The sequence below is a fragment of the Streptomyces sp. NPDC017991 genome, from assembly GCF_044328075.1.
Taxonomy (GTDB): domain Bacteria; phylum Actinomycetota; class Actinomycetes; order Streptomycetales; family Streptomycetaceae; genus Streptomyces.
Genome location: NZ_JBIRGP010000008.1, coordinates 271,896 through 291,137, shown reverse-complemented (window position 1 = coordinate 291,137; position 19,242 = coordinate 271,896). Strand labels below are relative to the sequence as shown.

General features: G+C 70.5%; 18 protein-coding genes. 17 read left to right on the top strand and 1 reads right to left on the bottom strand.

What is annotated here, in order from left to right; genetic code table 11:
* Nucleotides 1-352 precede the first annotated feature (352 nt).
* The 10 genes from dnaK (at nucleotide 353) to ACH4DZ_RS24400 (ending at nucleotide 11,742) form a co-directional block, all read left to right on the top strand.
* Nucleotides 353-2,257, top strand: a complete 1,905-nt coding sequence (dnaK, locus tag ACH4DZ_RS24445; protein ID WP_398289427.1) for a molecular chaperone DnaK — start codon at nucleotides 353-355, stop codon at nucleotides 2,255-2,257.
* 9 nt (nucleotides 2,258-2,266) lie between these two features.
* A complete protein-coding gene (locus ACH4DZ_RS24440; RefSeq protein WP_398289426.1) occupies nucleotides 2,267-2,884 on the top strand; it encodes a nucleotide exchange factor GrpE in 618 nt (205 codons plus the stop codon).
* 6 nt (nucleotides 2,885-2,890) lie between these two features.
* Nucleotides 2,891-3,841, top strand: coding sequence for a DnaJ C-terminal domain-containing protein (locus ACH4DZ_RS24435; RefSeq protein WP_398289425.1), 951 nt, complete (start codon nucleotides 2,891-2,893; stop codon nucleotides 3,839-3,841).
* A complete protein-coding gene (locus ACH4DZ_RS24430) occupies nucleotides 3,838-4,251 on the top strand; it encodes a chaperone modulator CbpM (protein WP_398289424.1) in 414 nt (137 codons plus the stop codon). Before ACH4DZ_RS24435 ends, ACH4DZ_RS24430 begins: the two co-directional genes overlap by 4 nt.
* Nucleotides 4,242-6,881, top strand: coding sequence for an ATP-dependent chaperone ClpB (gene clpB, locus ACH4DZ_RS24425; protein ID WP_398289423.1), 2,640 nt, complete (start codon nucleotides 4,242-4,244; stop codon nucleotides 6,879-6,881). Before ACH4DZ_RS24430 ends, clpB begins: the two co-directional genes overlap by 10 nt.
* Entirely contained in the window at nucleotides 6,878-7,336 is a 459-nt protein-coding gene (trxA, locus tag ACH4DZ_RS24420) for a thioredoxin (protein ID WP_398289422.1), read from the top strand. The genes clpB and trxA overlap by 4 nt, the downstream gene beginning before the upstream one ends.
* A 28-nt stretch (nucleotides 7,337-7,364) precedes the next feature.
* Nucleotides 7,365-7,628 (top strand): UBP-type zinc finger domain-containing protein, encoded by a 264-nt coding sequence (locus ACH4DZ_RS24415; protein WP_398289421.1) that lies wholly within the window; start codon nucleotides 7,365-7,367, stop codon nucleotides 7,626-7,628.
* Nucleotides 7,628-9,382 (top strand): FAD-dependent oxidoreductase, encoded by a 1,755-nt coding sequence (locus ACH4DZ_RS24410; protein ID WP_398289420.1) that lies wholly within the window; start codon nucleotides 7,628-7,630, stop codon nucleotides 9,380-9,382. Before ACH4DZ_RS24415 ends, ACH4DZ_RS24410 begins: the two co-directional genes overlap by 1 nt.
* Nucleotides 9,383-9,602: 220 nt before the next feature.
* Nucleotides 9,603-10,733: a hypothetical protein gene (locus tag ACH4DZ_RS24405; protein WP_398289419.1), complete on the top strand. Its 1,131-nt coding sequence runs from the start codon at nucleotides 9,603-9,605 to the stop codon at nucleotides 10,731-10,733.
* A 700-nt stretch (nucleotides 10,734-11,433) separates the two neighbouring features.
* The gene (locus ACH4DZ_RS24400; RefSeq protein ID WP_398289418.1) at nucleotides 11,434-11,742 is read left to right on the top strand and encodes a type II toxin-antitoxin system Phd/YefM family antitoxin; all 309 of its coding nucleotides are present in this window, start codon (nucleotides 11,434-11,436) and stop codon (nucleotides 11,740-11,742) included.
* A gap of 462 nt (nucleotides 11,743-12,204) precedes the next feature.
* Here ACH4DZ_RS24400 and ACH4DZ_RS24395 read toward each other — a convergent pair whose 3' ends face one another.
* Nucleotides 12,205-13,206 carry an ABC transporter permease gene (locus ACH4DZ_RS24395; RefSeq protein ID WP_398289587.1) on the bottom strand — a complete coding sequence of 334 codons (1,002 nt, stop codon included), beginning with the start codon at nucleotides 13,204-13,206 and terminating at the stop codon, nucleotides 12,205-12,207.
* Nucleotides 13,207-13,386: 180 nt separating this feature from the next.
* Between ACH4DZ_RS24395 and ACH4DZ_RS24390 the strand changes: the two genes are divergently transcribed.
* The 7 genes from ACH4DZ_RS24390 (at nucleotide 13,387) to ACH4DZ_RS24360 (ending at nucleotide 19,239) form a co-directional block, all read left to right on the top strand.
* A complete protein-coding gene (locus ACH4DZ_RS24390; RefSeq protein ID WP_398289417.1) occupies nucleotides 13,387-14,019 on the top strand; it encodes a TetR/AcrR family transcriptional regulator in 633 nt (210 codons plus the stop codon).
* 410 nt (nucleotides 14,020-14,429) lie between these two features.
* Nucleotides 14,430-14,732: an urease subunit gamma gene (locus tag ACH4DZ_RS24385; protein ID WP_398289416.1), complete on the top strand. Its 303-nt coding sequence runs from the start codon at nucleotides 14,430-14,432 to the stop codon at nucleotides 14,730-14,732.
* 16 nt (nucleotides 14,733-14,748) lie between these two features.
* Complete coding sequence (locus ACH4DZ_RS24380) at nucleotides 14,749-15,060, top strand: urease subunit beta (RefSeq protein WP_398289415.1); 312 nt, start codon at nucleotides 14,749-14,751, stop codon at nucleotides 15,058-15,060.
* Nucleotides 15,053-16,774 carry an urease subunit alpha gene (locus ACH4DZ_RS24375; protein ID WP_398289414.1) on the top strand — a complete coding sequence of 574 codons (1,722 nt, stop codon included), beginning with the start codon at nucleotides 15,053-15,055 and terminating at the stop codon, nucleotides 16,772-16,774. The genes ACH4DZ_RS24380 and ACH4DZ_RS24375 overlap by 8 nt, the downstream gene beginning before the upstream one ends.
* Nucleotides 16,775-16,866: 92 nt before the next feature.
* Complete coding sequence (locus ACH4DZ_RS24370) at nucleotides 16,867-17,547, top strand: urease accessory protein UreF (protein ID WP_398289413.1); 681 nt, start codon at nucleotides 16,867-16,869, stop codon at nucleotides 17,545-17,547.
* A gap of 199 nt (nucleotides 17,548-17,746) precedes the next feature.
* Nucleotides 17,747-18,430 carry an urease accessory protein UreG gene (ureG, locus tag ACH4DZ_RS24365; RefSeq protein WP_398289412.1) on the top strand — a complete coding sequence of 228 codons (684 nt, stop codon included), beginning with the start codon at nucleotides 17,747-17,749 and terminating at the stop codon, nucleotides 18,428-18,430.
* The gene (locus tag ACH4DZ_RS24360) at nucleotides 18,418-19,239 is read left to right on the top strand and encodes an urease accessory protein UreD (RefSeq protein ID WP_398289411.1); all 822 of its coding nucleotides are present in this window, start codon (nucleotides 18,418-18,420) and stop codon (nucleotides 19,237-19,239) included. The genes ureG and ACH4DZ_RS24360 overlap by 13 nt, the downstream gene beginning before the upstream one ends.
* Nucleotides 19,240-19,242: the final 3 nt, after the last annotated feature.

Genomic DNA, 19,242 nt, shown 5'->3' with positions numbered 1-19,242 from the left:
CGCGCATCCACCCACAGGCCATTTCGTCCGAAATATTTCACTTTCCCCCCTCATCCTCCTAGGGCAATGGGATCCACGCATTTCTGACCTTCCGGGCCCAGGCGTAACGCTGCCCGGCTCGTCACTCTGGAACTTCGAGAGCCGCCGTGCGCACCGACACGAAGGACGGGCGACACTCTGCCGAACCCCTCACCCACGAGGAGCCCTGGCCTTCGGTGAGCGCGGTGAATGTGGTTGTCGGCGCTACCGCACGGCTGACACACACGCCGCAGAGCACGGCGAACCCGACCGTGTCCGAACGATCGTGATCCGGAGAGTCGGCACAGCGCCGCCACACCGGGAGGAGTACCTCATGGCCAAGGCAGTGGGAATAGACCTGGGCACCACCAACTCGGTGATAGCTGTGTGGGAGGGCGGCGAGCCGTCGGTTGTGCCCAACAGCGAGGGCAACCGCACGACACCGTCCGTGGTGGCCTTCACCGACACCGGGGAGCGGCTGGTGGGCCAGCTGGCCCGGCGCCAGGCGATCCTCAATCCCAAGGGCACCATCTACTCGGCCAAGCGGTTCATCGGCAGGCACTTCGACGAGATCTCGGACGAGGCCCGCGCGGTGGCGTACGACGTCGTCGAGGGCGATGGCGGGGCGGCCCGCTTCGAGGTGCGCGACAAGCTGTACGCGCCTGAGGAGATCAGCGCACAGGTACTGCGCAAACTCGCCGACGACGCCTCCAAACAGCTCGGCGAACGCGTCACGGAGGCGGTCATCACGGTGCCCGCCTACTTCAACGACGCTCAGCGCACCGCCACCAAGGACGCCGGACGGATCGCGGGGCTGGAGGTGCTGCGGATCATCAACGAACCGACGGCGGCCGCCCTCGCGTACGGCATGGACAAGAAGGAGCACGAGACAGTGCTCGTCTTCGACCTGGGCGGCGGCACCTTCGATGTGAGCATCCTCGACGTCGGGGACGGCGTGGTGGAGGTGCGTTCCACCGCGGGCGACAGCCATCTGGGCGGGGACGATTTCGACCGGCGTCTGGTGGACCACTTCGCGGACGGCTTCCAGAAGGAGAACGGCATCGACCTGCGCAAGGACCCGCAGGCGCTGCAGCGCCTGTTCGAGGCGGCGGAGAAAGCCAAGACCGAGCTCAGTTCGGTGACGCAGACGCAGGTCAGCCTGCCGTTCATCACCGCCGACGCCTCGGGCCCCAAGCACCTCACCGACTCGGTCATGCGGTCCACGTTCGAGCAGATCACCGGCGACCTGGTGGAGCGGTGCCTGGAACCGGTCCAGCAGGCCATGGGTGACGCCAAGGTCGGCGAGAACGACATCGACGAGGTCATCCTGGTCGGCGGCTCCACCCGCATCCCCGCTGTCCAGGGCCTTGTCCGTCGGCTGACCGGCGGCAAGGAGCCGAACATGAGCGTCAACCCCGATGAGGTCGTGGCCCTGGGCGCCGCGATCCAGGCCGGGGTGCTCAAGGGCGAGGTCAAGGACGTGCTGCTGCTCGACGTCACACCCCTGTCGCTGGGCGTGGAAACACGGGGCGGCGTGATGACGAAGATCATCGAGCGGAACACCACCATCCCCGTGCGTCGCTCCGAGACCTTCTCCACCGCCGAGGACAACCAGCCGGCCGTCGACGTGGTGGTCCTCCAGGGCGAGCGCGAACGGGCCGCCGACAACCGGATGCTCGGCCGGTTCCAGCTCACCGACATCCGGCAGGCGCCGCGGGGCGAACCACAGATCGAGGTCACCTTCGACATCGATGCCAACGGCATCCTCGACGTCAGGGCCCGCGACCGGGACACCGGCAAGGAGCAGGGCATCACCATCAGCGAGAGCTCCAACCTGGATCGCGGTGAGGTCGAACGCATGGTCCAGGAGGCCGAGCGCAACCAGGGCCAGGACCAGGCACTGCGCGAGGCTGTCGACGCCCGCAACGAGCTCGACGCCGTCGCGTACCAGGTCGAGAAGCGCCTCGCCGAACTGGGCGAAGCGGCGCCGGGCCACGAGAAGGCACGCGCGGAGATGCTCGTGTCGGACGCCCGGGCGGCCGTCAAGGAAGAGGCGGGCGTGGAGCGCGTGCGGCCTCTGGCCTCCGAACTCCAGCAGGTGCTCGCCTCGCTGGCCTCCCACCAGGCTGCCACCGCCACGGATGGCCCGGGCCAGGACACCGGTGAAGGCGGCGCGACCGGCGGCGGCCCAGGCGGCGGTGACGACGACGTCATCGACGCCGAGTTCGACAAGGACTGAGGAATCGCCATGCCGATCCACCCGGGAGAACCCGACCCGGCCGTGTCCGGGCAGTCCGATCCTCCTTCGGAGGGCTCCGTGCCCCCTTCCTCCCGAGGGTTTCCGCCACCAAGCCCGCCGACGGGCCGGGGGCCCACCACAGACGAGGAACCCGGCCCCGGCGCGACCGGCGGCCCCGCACCTTCCGAGGACGAGTACACGGCCGAGCTCCAGGAACTGCAGGACCGCTGGCGGCGCGCACTCGCAGATCTCGACAACCTGCGAAAGCGCCACGCCAGGGAACTGGCGCGGGAGCGCGCGGCCGAGCGTTCGCGCACGGCGGCCGTCTTCCTGCCCGTCCTGGACAACCTCGACCTCGCCCTGGCCCACGCCGGCGCCGATGCGGGTGCGATCACGGAGGGCGTCCGGGCGGTCCGCGACCAGGCGGTGAACGTCCTCGAACTGCTCGGCTACCCGCGACACGCGGAGACCGGCGTCGCCTTCGACCCGGCCCGGCACGAGGTGGTCGGCGTCGTCCAGGACCACGATGCCCCGCCGGGCACGGTCCTCGAAGTGCTGCGTCCCGGTTACGGGGACGGCGACCGGCAGCTCAGGCCCGCCGCCGTGACTGTCGCGAAACGGGAGTGACCGGCCATGGCACAGGACTTCTACGAGGTACTGGGCGTGACGCGGACCGCGAGCCAGGACGAGATCCAGCAGGCGTATCGCAAGCTCGCCCGCAGATATCACCCCGATGTCAACAAGGATCCGGGGGCGGAGGAACGCTTCAAGGACCTCAACGAGGCGTACAGCGTGCTGTCGGATCCCGGGACCCGGACCCGTTACGACCGCTTCGGCGAGGACTTCCGTAAGGTCCCCGAGGACTTCGACGAACGGGTCGCGGCCGGGGCGGGCGGCGGATTCCGCGCTCCGAGAACCGCGGGAGCCGGCGGTTCCCGGGTCCGTTACGCCACCGGCTTCGGCGACGACTTCGCAGCGGAAGGTGTCGACATCGAGGATCTGCTCGGCTCGATCTTCGGAGCAGGCGCCGCCCCCGGCGGTGTACCGGGAGCCGACCAGGAGGCCGAGCTGCCGCTCACCGTCGAGGAGGCGTACCGGGGCGGCCGTCGCACCGTCACTCTCGCCGGCCCCACCGGACAGCGGCGTTACGAGGTCGACGTTCCGCGGGGAGTCACCGACGGGCAGCGCATCAGACTGGCCGGCGAGGGCGGGCGGGGCAGCGGTGAGGCACCGGGAGGCGACCTGTACCTGCGGGTGCGTATCCAGCCCGACCCCCGCTTCCGGCTCGACGGCCGCGATGTGCACGTCCAGGTCCCCGTCGCCCCCTGGGAGGCGGCCCTTGGCGCGAGCGTGCCGGTGCCCACCCCCGGCGGTGGCACGGCCAAGGTCACCGTGCCCGCGGGCTCCTCCAGCGGGCGGCGGCTGCGGCTGCGCGGCGAGGGCATGCCGAACCCGCGCGGCGCGCACGGCGACCTGTACGCCGAACTCCGCGTCATGGTGCCGCCCTCCCTCGGCGACCGGGAGCGCGAACTGTTCGAGGAGCTCGCCGCCACCTCTTCCTTCGACCCCAGGGAGACGCGATGAACGACCGACCCGCGAAAGCTGCAGGCGCCGGCCGCGCCGACGTCGGCGCCCGTCCGGTACCAAGGAGCACCGGCGTCCCCGCCTCGGCGGCTGTCCGCTACGCGCTCGTGCCCGTGCCCGTGCCCAGGCTCTCCCTGCACGCTGTGGCCCGGCGTTCGGGCCTCCATCCCGATCTGGTCAGCCGGTTCGTCGCCCTGGGGCTGGTCGATGCCGAGCGGGACGGAGCGGGGCGTCTGTCGTTCGGCCCGACGGCCCCAGCGGTCCTCGCCCGTATTCAACGGCTGCGCTCCGGTCTCTGCCTCAACTACGCATCCATCGGCCTGGTGCTCGACCTGCTGGATCGCATCAGCCTGCTCGAAGCCGCCCTGCGAGGCCGCGTCACGAGGAGTGAAACACCCCCATGGACATGAACCGTCTCACCCAGAAGTCCCAGGAAGCCCTCCAGGAGGCCCAGACCGCGGCCGTCCGCATGGGGCAGACCGAGGTCGACGGGGAACACCTGCTGCTCGCACTTCTCGATCAGGAGGACGGTCTGATCCCGCGGCTGCTCCAGCAGGCGGGCGCCGAGCCGAAGGAACTGCGCGCGGCGGTGCAGGACGAACTCTCCCGCCGCCCGAAGGTCACCGGCCCCGGCGCGGCCCCCGGCCAGGTTTTCGTCACTCAACGCCTCAGTCGCCTTCTCGATGCCGCCGAACGGGAGGCCAAACGCCTCAAGGACGAGTACGTGTCCGTGGAGCACCTCCTGCTCGCCCTGGCCGAAGAGGGATCTTCGGCAGCCGCCGGGCGGGTGCTCAACCGGGCGGGCATCACCAGGGACTCGTTCCTCGGTGCGCTCACCCAGGTCCGCGGCAACCAGCGCGTCACTTCCGCCAACCCGGAGGTGGCCTACGAGGCCCTGGAGAAGTACGGCCGTGACCTCGTCGCCGAGGCCAGGGACGGCAGGCTCGACCCGGTCATCGGCCGGGACGCCGAGATCCGCCGTGTGACCCAGATCCTCAGCCGCAAGTCCAAGAACAACCCCGTCCTCATCGGCGACCCAGGGGTCGGCAAGACCGCCATCGTCGAAGGTTTCGCCCAGCGCATTGTCCGCGGTGACGTGCCGGAAGGGCTCCGCGACAAGATCGTGTTCGCCCTCGACATGGGCTCGCTGGTCGCCGGCGCCAAGTACCGCGGTGAGTTCGAGGAACGCCTCAAGGCCGTGCTCAGCGAGGTCAAGGCCGCCCAGGGAAGCATCCTGCTCTTCGTCGACGAACTCCACACCGTCGTCGGGGCGGGCGCCGCCGAAGGGGCCATGGACGCGGGCAACATGCTCAAGCCGATGCTCGCGCGCGGCGAGCTGCACATGATCGGCGCCACCACCCTCGACGAGTACCGCAAGCACATCGAGAAGGACGCCGCCCTCGAACGCCGATTCCAGCAGGTCCTGGTCGACGAGCCGAGTGTCGAGGACACCATTTCCATCCTGCGCGGACTGCGCGAACGCCTGGAGGTCTTCCACGGCGTGAAGATCCAGGACACCGCGCTGGTCTCCGCGGCCACCCTCAGCCACCGCTACATCACCGACCGGTTCCTGCCCGACAAGGCCATCGACCTCGTCGACGAGGCGTGTGCCCGGTTGCGTACCGAGATCGACTCGATGCCCGCCGAACTCGACGAGATCACCCGCCGGGTGACCCGCCTGGAGATCGAGGAGGCGGCCCTGTCCAAGGAGACCGACCCCGCCAGCGGAACCCGCCTGGAGGAGCTGCGCAGGGAGCTGGCCGACCTGCGGGGCGAGGCCGACGCCCGACATGCGCAGTGGGAGGCTGAACGGCAGGCGATCCGCCGCGTGCAGGAGCTGCGCCAGGAACTGGAACAGGTCCGCCACGAGGCAGAGGAGGCCGAACGTGCCTACGACCTCAACCGCGCCGCCGAACTCCGCTACGGCCGCGTCCAGGACCTGGAGCGCCGACTCGCCGCGGAGGAGGAACAACTGGCCGCCAAACAAGGGCAGAACCGGCTGCTGCGCGAGGTCGTCACCGAGGAAGAGATCGCTGAGATCGTCGCCGCCTGGACCGGCGTGCCCGTCGCCCGTCTCCAGGAGGGCGAACGCGAGAAACTGCTGCGCCTTGACGAGATCCTGCGCGAGCGTGTCATCGGCCAGGACGAGGCCGTCAAGCTCGTCGCCGACGCCATCATCCGCGCCCGCTCCGGCATCCGCGACCCGCGCCGCCCCATCGGCTCGTTCATCTTCCTCGGCCCCACCGGCGTCGGGAAGACCGAACTGGCCAAGACCCTCGCCCGGGCCCTGTTCGACTCAGAGGAGAGCATGGTCCGCCTCGACATGAGCGAGTACCAGGAGCGGCACACCGTCAGCCGCCTCATGGGCGCACCCCCCGGTTACGTCGGCTACGAGGAAGGCGGCCAGCTCACCGAGGCCGTACGCCGCAAGCCGTACTCGGTGGTGCTGTTCGACGAGATCGAGAAGGCACACACGGACGTCTTCAACACCCTGCTGCAGATCCTCGACGACGGCCGCATCACCGATGCGCAGGGCCGCACGGTCGACTTCCGCAACGCCGTGATCATCATGACGTCCAACATCGGCTCCGAGCACCTCCTCGACGGAGCCACCAGCGAGGGTGAGATCAAGCCGGACGCCCGAGCACTGGTGATGGGCGAGTTGCGCGGGCACTTCCGCCCGGAGTTCCTCAACCGCGTCGACGACATCGTGCTGTTCAAGCCGCTCGGTGAGCGGCAGATCGAGCGGATCGTGGAGCTGCAGTTCGACGAACTGCGGCAGCGACTCGTGGAACGCCGCATCGCCGTGGAACTCACCGACGCCGCCCGCGAGCTGATCGCCCACCAGGGATACGACCCGGTGTACGGGGCCCGGCCGCTTCGGCGTTACATCTCGCACGAGGTCGAGACACTGGTCGGGCGCGCCCTGCTGCGCGGCGATGTCCAGGACGGCGCGACGGTACGCGTCGACGCCGAGCACGGAGAACTCGTGGTCACCTACGACCAACAGGAGGGGCCCGGGGAGGCGAGAGCGGCGTGAACACCACCCGGACGACGACGGTCACCTGCACCCACTGCGGGCGAGGCAACCGGATTCCCGTGGCCGCCGAGGGACGCCCCCGATGCGGCCACTGCAAGCAATTTCTGCCCTGGATGGTCGACGCGGGCGACGACGACTTCGCCGAGGTTGCCGAGCAGGCCACTGTTCCCGTCGTCGTCGACCTCTGGGCCACATGGTGCGGCCCCTGCCGCATGGTCAGTCCGGCCCTGGAAAAGGTAGCCCGCGACCTCGCCGGACGGATCAAGCTCGTCAAGGTCGACGTCGACAACAATCCACGGCTCAGCCGGCGGTTCGAGGTACAGGCCGTACCGACCCTGCTCGTTCTGGAGCGGGGCGAGACGCTCGCCAGGCAGGCCGGCGCGGCACCCGCGCAGGCCCTGCGCTCGTGGGTCGAGCAGGCGATGGCCGACCGGCGAACCACCGCGCAGGGGTGAACACCACGTTCACGGAAGGAGAAACCTCATGGCCACGATTCCCGACCCCCACCTGGCGATGGTGCGCCCTGTGACACCGCGTACCCCGCAAGGCTGCGAGGAGTGCCTCCGCGAGGGTTCCCCATGGGTGCACCTGCGGCTCTGTCTCACCTGCGGGCACGTCGGCTGCTGCGACTCCTCGCCCCTGAAGCACGCGAGGCGACACGCGGACAGCGCCGGCCACCCCGTCGTACGGTCTTTCCAGCCGGGCGAAGAGTGGCGCTGGTGCTACGTCCACGAGGCCCTGGTCTGATGAGCACGGCCGAGCACTACAAGGGGCCGGTCCGCGAGACACCGGACCGGGACGGGGCGTTCCCGCGCCTGACCCAGGAGCAGCTCGAAGTGCTGACTGTGCACGGTGAGCGCCGCGAAACCGTCAGTGGCGAGGTGTTGTACCGCGAGGGAGAGCCGTCCCGGGAGTTCCTCGCGATCCTCGGCGGAACCGTCGAGATCGTCCAGGACCACGGCGGGCCCGAGGAGCACACGGTGGCGGTGCACGGACCCGGCAGGTTCCTGGGGGAACTCGGACTGCTGGAGGGCGAGGTGGCGTTCGACACCGCCGTGGTCCGCGAGGCGGGTGTGATCCTGGCCGTACCGGTGGAGCGCCAACGCGCCTTGGTGGGCCGCGACCCCGTCCTGGGCGACCTGATCCTCCGCGCCTACCTGGGCCGCCGGTACGTGCTCATCGGCAGCGGCGCCGGTTTCCGCATCCTGGGCTCGTGCTATTCACCGGACACGCTGCGGCTGCGTGAGTTCGCCGCCCGCAACCGGCTGCCCCACCGCTGGTTGGATCTGGAGAAGGACAAGGAGGCTGAGGCGCTGCTGTGCCGGTTCTCCATCTCTCCCGAGGAGACCCCTGTGGTCATCTGGAAGGGCGAGCGGGTGCTGCGCAATCCGGGCAACGCGGACCTCGCTCGGCTCATCGGGCTGCCCGCCCCCTCGCCGCAGGCCGGGCGGTGCGACGTGATGGTGGTCGGTGCGGGACCTGCCGGACTGGCTGCCGCCGTGTACGGCGCCTCCGACGGCCTCGCCACGGTCGCGGTCGACGCGGTGGCCACCGGAGGCCAGGCCGGTACCTCGTCCCGCATCGAGAACTACCTCGGCTTTCCATCGGGCATCTCCGGGGGCGAGCTCGTCGAACGCGCCGTGCTCCAGGCCCACAAGTTCGGGGCTCGCCTCATGGTGCCGGCCCAGGTCGACGGGCTCACCCCACAGGACGGCGAGTACGTGGTGGCCTTCACGGACGGGTCCCGCGTACGGGCGAGCGCCGTGGTCCTCGCCTCGGGCGTGGGGTACCGCAGGCTCGAAGTGCCCGGCATCGACCGCCTGGAGGGCATCAGCGTCTACTACGCGGCGACCGTCCACGAGGCCGGTCTCTGCCGGGCGGAGCCCGTTGCCGTGGTCGGCGGGGGGAACTCCGCCGGGCAGGCGGCGCTGTTCCTCGCCGACCACGCGTCCAGGGTCCACCTCCTCGTCCGTGGCAGTGACCTCAGCGCGGATATGTCGCGCTACCTGGTGGACCAGGTCGAACGGCACCCGAAGATCGAGGTGCTGCTCCACAGCGAGGTCCGGGCAGTCGGCGGACAGGAGAACCTGGAGTCGCTGACCGTGGAGGACAACGCCAGCGGTCAGCGACGCGAACTGCCGGCCGCGGCGCTGTTCGTGTTCATCGGGGCCCGGCCGCGCACGGATTGGCTCAGGGGCGTGCTGGCCCTGGACGACAAGGGCTTCGTCATCACCGGCGCCGACGCCCAGGCGGCGGCGGACGTGTCCCGGTGGGACCCGCTCGGCCGGATTCCGTTGCTGCTGGAGACCACCCTTCCCGGGGTCTTCGCCGTTGGTGACGTCAGGAGCGGCTCGGTCAAACGGGTGGCCTCGGCGGCCGGTGAGGGTGCCATGGCGATCCGCCTCGTGCACGAACACAGGGAAAGCACGGGCAACCCGACCCGCACCGCAAGCCCGGAAGGGTCTCGACCGGTGCCGGGCAGGTCCGTGTCCTGGCGCTGATGCCCCCTCACCGTCCCCGGCCAGACCTACCATTACGGTCGTCCTCTCCGACGAGTGCCCAACACATCGCCGGGGCCGGTGGTGCGGCGTGCGGGCACGAAGAGATCCGGCCGTGCCGCCTGCTGGTGGGGACAGCGTGTCACGCGGTGAGAGCGTTCTTACGGGGGCATCTTGTGAGCATCCGCCTACGCGGGGGGCAGCCGACGAGAAAGGTCCAGTCATGCGAGTACCGCCCCAGGACGTGACGGTCGTGGCTCTCCTGGCGGATCCGGACACGCCCACGGACATCGCGCGGCGGGTGGCCCGCCTGCTTCCGACACGGCTCGCCGACAAATCGGGGCGGGGGCGACGGTTCGACATCGAGGTAGTCAGTGAGCCCTTCACCGCGGGGACGGAAGACCCGCCCACCTTGATGCGCCGGATCACGGACCGCGCAGAAGCGGAGAACTGGGACATCGTCGTGGCCCTTACCGACCTTCCGCTGCACTCACACGGGCACAAACTCGTTGTGGACCTGAGCCATGAAAACCGCGTCGCCCTCTTGTCTCTTCCTACACTCGGGGGCCTGCGGCTGCGGACGAGGGCTCAGCGGGCCGTGGAAGAAGCCGTGCTCGGCTTGGCAGATCCGCCGTCCGACGGGGCTGAGGAGCCCCCCCAGGGGCAGCCGCTCCAGGGCCGCTTCGTCAGTCGTCTCGCGCCTGTCCACCCGGGCGCGGTCGGTGAGGAGGAGACCAGCGATCTTCGGTACGTCCTCAGCGGGCCGCGCGGATATCTCAGGGTGCTCGTCGGTATGGTCCGCGCCAACCGGCCGTGGCGCTTGGTGCCAGGTCTGTCCAAAGCCCTGGCGGCCGCACTGGCCACGGGAGCGGTTGCGACCGTGAACTCCACCGTCTGGAGTTTGGCTGAGGCCCTGAGCGCGCCGCGTCTCGTGATCGCCACGGTCGGATCCGTCTCGCTCATGATCGGTTGGCTGATCGTGGACGCGCAGTTGTGGCATCGATCGGCGGAGAGCTCACCGGAGGCGAGGCAGAGGATGAGGCTCTACAACTTTTCCACAGTCCTGACCGTGGGTATCGGTGTGGTCGTGTGCTACGCGGGTCTGATGGTCATCAGCCTGGTCTGGGCACTGTTCATCCTGAACGACCAGGTATTCGCTTCCATGACACGAACTCCGCTGGACGCGGCGGACTATTGGACGTTGTCCTGGTTCGTAGCCTCGGTCGCCACAGTGGGCGGAGCTCTGGGGTCGGGCCTGGAGAGCGACGAGGCGATCCGGGCGGCTGCCTACTCAAAGCGCGAACAGGAACGTCGCGACATGCTCCAGGACGATGCCGATCGGCTGAAGACCTGAGCCGAGACCTGGGCCGGAGACCTGTCGGTGGTCGATGCCTGTCCGGGGCCTCAAGTGGCTGCCTGTAAACGTCTCTGCAACCCGAACTAGCAGGTCACAGCCCGATTTGGCCCGCGGGGGCGCAGGTCAGCAAGGTGCTCAGAAAAACCCGGCGTATCGTCCGTCCTGTCCCGTCGACAAGGGATGACCGGGATCACCGGGCCGGCCGTTCTCGGGGAGCGGATCACGCTGACGATGAGGAGGCGGACGCCATCCTTCTCCAGGTAGTGAGCCCTGAATCCGCTGCGGACCGTCTCGTTGAAGGTGACCATGGGCCACTCCACGAGGGTGATGTCCTCTTCGGTGACGAGAGAGTGGAACGCGCGGATCGCGGAGGCCGGATTGGGTGGTTTGCGTCACTCGGTCACGAGGTGGATGTGGACGCTCGCGAGGTTGAGATGGATGACCGGCGGAGATGGCGGCGCCGCGAGTGTGGCAGTGAGCTCATCCTCACCGGTACCGGTACGGGTACGACGCAGTCGTCGACGGCAAGACGCGATGCCCGGCCAATGCGGGGGAGCAGGGCTGACAGACGGCTGTCGCCTCTCACGCATTTCTCACGGACTGTAGGAGAGGCGGCAGCCGAGAGGCGTCTGACCTGGTCTTTCCTTGCGCCCAGTGGAACTGATGGACTCCACGGATGCCCCGTAAGCTAGGGAGCATGGCCTACGAGATTCCGGTGACGCAAGCCAGGGCTGAACTCGCCGACCTGATCAACCGCGTGGTGTACGGCGCGGAACGCGTCGTCGTGACGCGGCACGGAAAGCCCCTTGTCGCGCTGGTCTCCGCGGCTGACCTGGAGCGACTTGAGAAGCTCGACGCGGTGGGGGACGAGCAGGTGATCAGCTCGGTGTCCGGGGTCCGCGGGGTGTCGTCGGCTTCCGCCTCCGCCTCCGCCTCCGCCTCCGCCTCCGGCGAACGGCAGCGGTTCGGGATCGCGGCGGAGCATCGGGGGCCGGGGGCGTCGTAGGTCTGTCGCCGGGCGCGCCGTTCCCCGCACCCCTGGGGGTGGGTGGGCTTCGTCGTCGGGCGCGGGCCCGGCGGGGGTGGGCCGCGCAGTTCCCCGCGCCCCTGGGTAGGTGGGGTGACGGCGGATGTCCAGCACCCCGGGCCCCTGGTCGACGAGCCGTCCAGCCACGTGCTGTGTGCTGTCCACCCACCCGGGGCCAACTGACGCGGTCCCTGAGCCGTCACTCACCCAGGGGCGCGGGGAACGGCGCGATCAGCCCCCACCGGGCCTGCACCCGGTGTTGAAGTACGAGGGGGCGGGGGTCGGCGGGCTGCAGAGCCGTCACTCACCTAGGGGCGCGGGGAACTGCGCGACCGGCCCCCACCGGGCCTGCAGACGGTGTCGAAGTGTGAGCAAGCCGAACGGACCGTGCACCCCCGTCCGCTACTGCGGGGGTGCACGGTCGGTCTGTGGTGCGGGCGGTCACGGCGTGTGGGCCGGCCCCCGGCCGGATGCCTTGCGTCGCTGCAGCGCGCTGCCCAGCAACACCGCCCCCAACCCCAGCGCGGCCCACCACGCCAACGTCAGCGCGGGCCCGGCCGCGGCCGCCCCCTCGAAGAAGGAGACCGAGCGCAGCAGCGAGGCCCCGGCCCCCGGCGGCAGCCACTGGCCGATCACGCCGACCGGCGCGGGCAGCATCTCGGGCGCCGAGCTCGCACCGGAGAACGGATTGCCGAGCATCATCACGACGAACGCGCCGAGCCCTATCCCCGGCGTGCCGAGCAGCGCCGCGAGTCCCGCGACGGCGGCGCTCACGGCCAGCGTCGAGAGCGCCAGCGCGCCCGCCCCGGCCCACCAGTTCCCGGTGAGCGCCCCGAGCCAGCTGCCCGCGATGAGCGCGGCCACCGTACCGACCACCGCCGCCGCGCCGATCAGCGCGGCGACCGCGCGCCGGCCGCGCAGACCCAGCAGGGTCACCACCGCTCCCGCGGCGATTCCGGCCAGCGTCATGGGCAGCACGCTCGACGTCAGGACCGAGCCGCGCGGGTCGTCCGCGGACGCCGGTACGACGTCGACGGTCTCCATCGGGGCGCCGTCGGCCCGTTGCGCCACGGCCTGCTGGAGCGACTGCGCCACGAGCGGGCTCGCCGCCGAGGCGGTGAGCAGCTTGGGGCCCTGCCCGGTGACGACGACCGCGCCGTATACGGTCCGGTCCTCGATGGCGTCCCGGGCGGCGGCCTCGTCCGCGTAGTGGTGGAACTCGAAGGCACCCTCGTGGGCTGCGAGTTGTTTCTGCACCTGGGCGGTCGCGGTCGCCGGGCCCGCCACGCCGAGCGGCAGATCGTGGGGAGCCGTACGGGCCGCGGGCCAGGCGAAGGCCCACAGCGCGAGGGCCGCCAGGACCGGGACCAGCAGGACGACGGCTGCGATGTGGCGGCGCTGCGACGGCTGTCGTGAGGGGTGGTGTGCCGACGCGGCCGACATCGACGGCGCGGGTGTGGACGTGGACGTGGACTCGGGGGTGGCGGACGTGGCGGACATGCTTCTTTCCTTGATCGATTCGGAGGGTGCGTAAAAAGAAGGATCGTTCGTTTTAGCGATGGGGCCACTGTCTCGCCGGTGTCCGGGCTTGTCAAGAAGGAATGTTCGTTTTAGTTTTCGTGCATGGCTCGCGTATCCCAGGAACACCTCGACGCCCGTCGCCGCCAGATCCTCGACGGCGCGGCCCGCTGCTTCGCCCGCAACGGGTTCCATGCCACGTCGATGCAGGACGTGCTGAAGGAGGTGAACCTCTCGGCGGGGGCCGTCTACCGCTACTTCAGCGGGAAGGACGAGCTGATCGCGGCGATCGTCACCGAGGTCCTCGGGGGCATCCGGGAGGCCTTCGAGGACGCCGCCCGGCACACCCCGCCGCCGATGCCCGACGTACTGGTGGGGTCGGTCATGACCCAGGTGCTCGGGATGGGGGGTACGGGGAAGCACGGTCTGACCTGGGAGGGGGAGGCCTCCTTCCCCAGGCTGATGGTCCAGGTCTGGACGGAGACGCTTCGTGACGGTGAGCTGTCGGCGCTGCTGCGGGAGGGGTTCGGTTCGGTGCGCGACGCCTGGGTGAAGGTCGTCGAGGGGTATCAGGAGGCCGGGGTGATGCGGGCGGACATCCCGGCGGAGCATGTCGCGCGGACCTTGATCGCTGCGGCGCAGGGGTTTGCCGCTCAGCAGGCGCTCTTCGGTACCGCGCCGGCGGAGGTGTTGCAGGATGGGCTGCGGGCGTTGATGAGTATGCGGGCGCCGGGGTAGTCCTGTGCGGGTTGCTTGTGGCCGTCCGCGCCGTTCCCCGCGCCCCTCAAAGATTGCGCCGTTCCCCGCGCCCCTTGAGGACCCTGCGCCGTTCCCCGCGCCCCTGCAGGACTGCGCCGTTCCCCGCGCCCCGAAAAGATTGCGGCGTTTCCCGCGTCGCTCGGAGGGTCGGGCCGTTCCCGTGGTGCGGAAATGTGGTCCCCGCGCGGCGGTTAACGTGTCTGAAACTCGGCGGAACTAGCCTGCACCACCACGTCACCAGGGGTTTTCGGGGCGGAGGGTGCGTCGAGGCGCGCGTTCCGGCCGTGTGCCGCAGTCACGGCAGGTACGTACTGCGGTCGGATCCGGCATGGTGGCTGCGGCATCCGGACCCCGCACGGTCCGGAGCGAGGACTGTGAGGTGGGAAGCCGTGCAACTGACGCCGCACGAGCAGGAGAGGCTGCTCATCCATGTGGCCGCCGACGTGGCCGAGAAGCGCCGGGCCCGGGGGTTGAAGCTGAACCACCCCGAGTCCGTCGCACTGATCACCTCGCACATCCTCGAAGGTGCCAGGGACGGCCGGACGGTGGCCGAACTCATGGCCTCCGGACGCCGGGTCCTCGCCCGCGAGGACGTCATGGAAGGCATCCCCGAGATGATCCACGACGTACAGGTCGAGGCGACCTTCCCCGACGGCACCAAGCTCGTCACCGTCCACGACCCGATCGTCTGACGGGGGAGCGGCAGCCATGATTCCCGGAGAGATCCTGTTCGCCGACGGGCCGGTCGCCTTCAACGAAGGCCTCGCCGTCACCCGGCTCACCGTCCTCAACGCAGCCGACCGGCCCGTCCAGGTCGGCTCCCACTACCACTTCGCCGAGGCGAACCCCGGTCTCGACTTCGACCGCGCCGCCGCACACGGCAAGCGGCTCAACGTGGCCGCCGGCACCGCCGTGCGTTTCGAGCCGGGGATCCCCGTCGAGGTCGAACTCGTCCCGATCGCCGGCGCCCGGATCGTGCCGGGCCTGCGCGGCGAGACCGGAGGACCCCTCGATGCCTGAGATCTCGCGTGCCGCCTACTCCGACCTGTTCGGCCCCACCACCGGCGACCGGATCCGGCTGGCCGACACCGACCTTCTGATCGAGATCGAGGAGGACCGTTCCGGCGGGCCCGGCCGCGCCGGTGACGAGGCCGTGTTCGGCGGCGGCAAGGTCATCCGGGAGTCCATGGGGCAGGCACCTGCCACGCGTGCCGAGGGCACCCCTGACACGGTCGTCACGGGTGCGGTGATCGTCGACCACTGGGGGATCATCAAGGCCGACGTGGGCATCCGCGACGGCCGGATCACCGGCATCGGCAAGGCGGGCAACCCCGACACCATGGACGGGGTGCACCCGGACCTGGTCATCGGCCCGGAGACCGAGATCATCGCGGGCAACGGACGCATCCTGACGGCCGGTGCCATCGACGCGCACGTGCATCTGATCTGCCCGCAGATCGCCGACGAGGCGCTGGCCTCCGGCATCACGACCCTCGTCGGCGGCGGCACCGGCCCCGCCGAGGGCTCCAAGGCCACCACCGTCACCCCCGGGCCCTGGCACCTCGCCCGGATGCTGGAGGCGATGGAGCAGTACCCGCTCAACTTCGGGCTGCTGGGCAAGGGCAACACCGTCTCCGAGGAGGCGATGCTCTCGCAGCTGCGTGGCGGCGCGCTCGGGCTCAAGCTCCACGAGGACTGGGGCTCCACGCCCGCCGTCATCGACGCCGCGCTCACCGTCGCGGACCGCACCGGCGCGCAGATCGCCATCCACACGGACACCCTCAACGAGGCCGGGTTCGTGGCCGACACGCTCGCCGCCATCGCGGGGCGCACGATCCACGCGTACCACACGGAGGGTGCGGGAGGCGGGCACGCGCCGGACATCATGACCGTGGTCTCCGAGGCGCACGTGCTGCCCAGTTCGACCAACCCGACCCGGCCCTACACCGTCAACACCGCCGAGGAACACCTCGACATGCTGATGGTCTGTCACCACCTGAACGCCGCCGTGCCGGAGGACCTGGCGTTCGCGGAATCCAGGATCCGGCCCACCACCATCGGGGCCGAGGACATCCTGCACGACCTCGGCGCGATCTCGATCATCTCCTCCGACGCCCAGGCGATGGGGCGCGTCGGCGAGGTCATCATGCGGACCTGGCAGACCGCGCACGTCATGAAGCGGCGCCGGGGAGCGCTGCCCGGGGACGGGCGGGCGGACAACCATCGCGTACGTCGCTATGTCGCCAAGTACACGATCAATCCGGCCGTCGCTCAGGGTCTGGCGCGCGAGATCGGTTCCGTCGAGACCGGCAAGCTCGCCGACCTCGTGCTGTGGGAGCCCGCGTTCTTCGGGGTCAAGCCGCACCTCGTGGTCAAGGGCGGGCAGATCGCGTACGCGCAGATGGGCGACGCCAACGCGTCCATCCCCACCCCGCAGCCGATCCTGCCGCGGCCCATGTTCGGCGCGATCGGCCGGGCCCCCGCGTCCAACTCGTTCAACTTCGTGGCACCGATCGCCATCGAGGACGGGCTGCCGGAGCGGCTCGGGCTCGGGAAGCGGTTCGTGCCGATCGAGTCGACACGCGGGGTGACCAAGGCGGACATGCGGGAGAACGACGCGCGACCGCGGGTACGCGTCGATCCCGACAGCTTCGCCGTGACGATCGACGGGGAGCTGGTGGAGGCCACGCCCGCGGCCGAACTGCCCATGGCTCAACGGTATTTCCTGTTCTGAGGGCAGGCCACCAGGACGGGGCCGGGTCCGCTTCGGCCCTGGTTCCGGTGCTGGTTCCGGCCCGATATCGGCTTAGCGTTCTGAGGTTCGTCATGTCGCGTGCTGCGTTGCTCGTACTGGCCGACGGCCGGTTTCCCGCCGGGGGGCATGCCCACTCCGGCGGGGCCGAGGCGGCGGTCAAGGCCGGCCGGATCACCGGGGCGGCGGACCTGGAGGAGTTCTGCCGGGGGCGGTTGCACACGGCCGGGCTGGTGTCCGCCTCACTCGCCGCCGCTGCCGCGCTCGGGCTCGATCCGGTGGAACTCGACGGCGCCGCGGACGCCCGTACGCCTTCGTCCGCGCTGAGAGTTGCCGCGCGCAAGCTCGGGCGGCAGCTGATGCGGGCCGGGCGGGCGACCTGGCCGTCCGCCGAACTCGACGCGCTGGCGGGGCGGTTTCCCAAGGGTGCACATCAGCCGGTGGTGCTCGGGGTGGTCGCGAGGGCCGCCGGGCTCGGGGCGGACGATGCGGCGTACTGCTCCTTGTACGAGTGTGTCAGTGGGCCGGCGAGTGCGGTGGTGCGGTTGCTGAGCCTTGATCCGTTCGATGCGACGGGGATGTTGGCGCGGTTGGCTCCCGAGCTGGATGTTGTTGCGCGGCGGGCTGTTGAGGGGGCGCGGTGGGCGGTTGAGGGTGGGGGTGGGGTGGGGGTGTTGCCGGCGGGGGGTGCTCCGCTGTTGGAGATCGGGGCGGAGGTGCATGCTGCTTGGGCTGTGCGGTTGTTTGCGTCCTAGGGGGTTCGCCCCCGCCGCCCCTACCCGTTCCCGTCCACGCATGGGGGCTTCGCCCCCTCGCCCCCGTAATCGCGCTGCGCGCTCGTCCTCAAACGCCGGACGGGCTGAAAGCGTCGCGGACGGGCTGAAGGCAATCGCCGGGAGGGCTGTGAGGCCCGGGTGTTCGACCGGCCGGAAGACAACAGTTGGAGTCGTAGTCATGCATCTCGATCACCGTCACACCCACGACGGGCCCGCCGCCGTCAGTGCCGATGCCCATCGGGCCGACGGGCGTCGGCGGGCTCTGCGGATCGGGCTCGGGGGGCCCGTGGGGTCCGGGAAGACCGCCACCGTGGCCGCGCTGTGCCGGGCGTTGCGCGACGAGTGGTCGTTGGCCGTCGTCACCAATGACATCTATACGCGGGAGGACGCCGAGTTCCTGTTGCGGGAAGCGGTGCTGCCGCCCGAGCGGATCACCGCCGTGGAGACCGGGGCCTGCCCGCACACGGCGATCCGTGACGACATCTCCGCGAACCTCGAAGCGGTCGAGGACCTGGAGGACGAGGTCGGGCCGCTGGAGCTGATCCTCGTCGAGTCGGGGGGCGACAACCTCACGGCGACCTTCTCCAAGGGGCTCGTCGACGCGCAGATCTTCGTGATCGATGTCGCGGGCGGGGACGACATCCCGCGCAAGGGCGGGCCCGGGGTCACCACCGCCGACCTGCTGGTGGTGAACAAGACCGATCTCGCGCCGTACGTCGGCTCGGACCTTGGCCGGATGGCCGCCGACGCGAAGGCGCAGCGGGCCGAACTGCCGGTCGTCTTCCAGTCGTTGCGCGCCGAGGACGGGGTCAAGGACGTCGCCGCCTGGGTGCGGGCGCGACTCGCCGCGTGGGCGGCGTGACGTCCGGGGCGTCCGGGGCGGCCGTGACGACGGTGGTGCCGGGGGCGTCCGGGGTGCGGGCCACCGCGCGGATCGGTGCCCGTCCGGACGGGCGGGGCGGCACCGCGCTCCCGACCCTGGAGAGCGGGGGCCCGCTCGCCCTGCGGCGGACGCGGGCCGGCGGCTCCGAGGCCCGCGTCATGCTGGTCGGCGCGATGAGCGGGCCGCTGGGCGGTGACCACTTCACCGTGACGGCCGAGGTGGCCGGCGGGGCACGCCTGCACGTCGGGTCGGCCGCCGCCACCATCGCGCTGCCGGGGCAGGCCAAGGGGGAGGCGCGTTACGACGTACGCCTCACGGTGGAGGACGGCGGTGAACTGTGCTGGCTTCCCGAGCAGTTGATCTCCGCCGAGGGGAGCGATCTACGCCTCGCCACCCGTGTCGAGCTTGCGGCCGGGGCGCGGCTGACTCTGCGCGAGGAGCAGGTTCTCGGGCGGGTCGGTGAGGAACCCGGGCGGCTCAGCAGTCGGCTCACCGTCCTGCTCGGCGGACGGCCGCTGTTCGACCAGGAGCTCTCCTGCGGGCCCGGCGCGCCCGGCGGGTGGGACGGGCCCGCCGTGCTCGGGGGGCATCGCGCGCTCGGCCAGCTCCTCGTCGTACGGCCGGAGTATGTGACGCGGCCGGTCGAGCCGCGGCTGCTGGGCGAGTACGCCGCGCTCACCCCGCTCGCCGGGCCGGGCGCCCTGGTGACCGCCGTCGCCGCAGACGCGCTCCAGCTGCGCCGCACCCTCGACGAGGCCTTGCGCGTACTGGGCCGCGGCACGGGCTGAAGC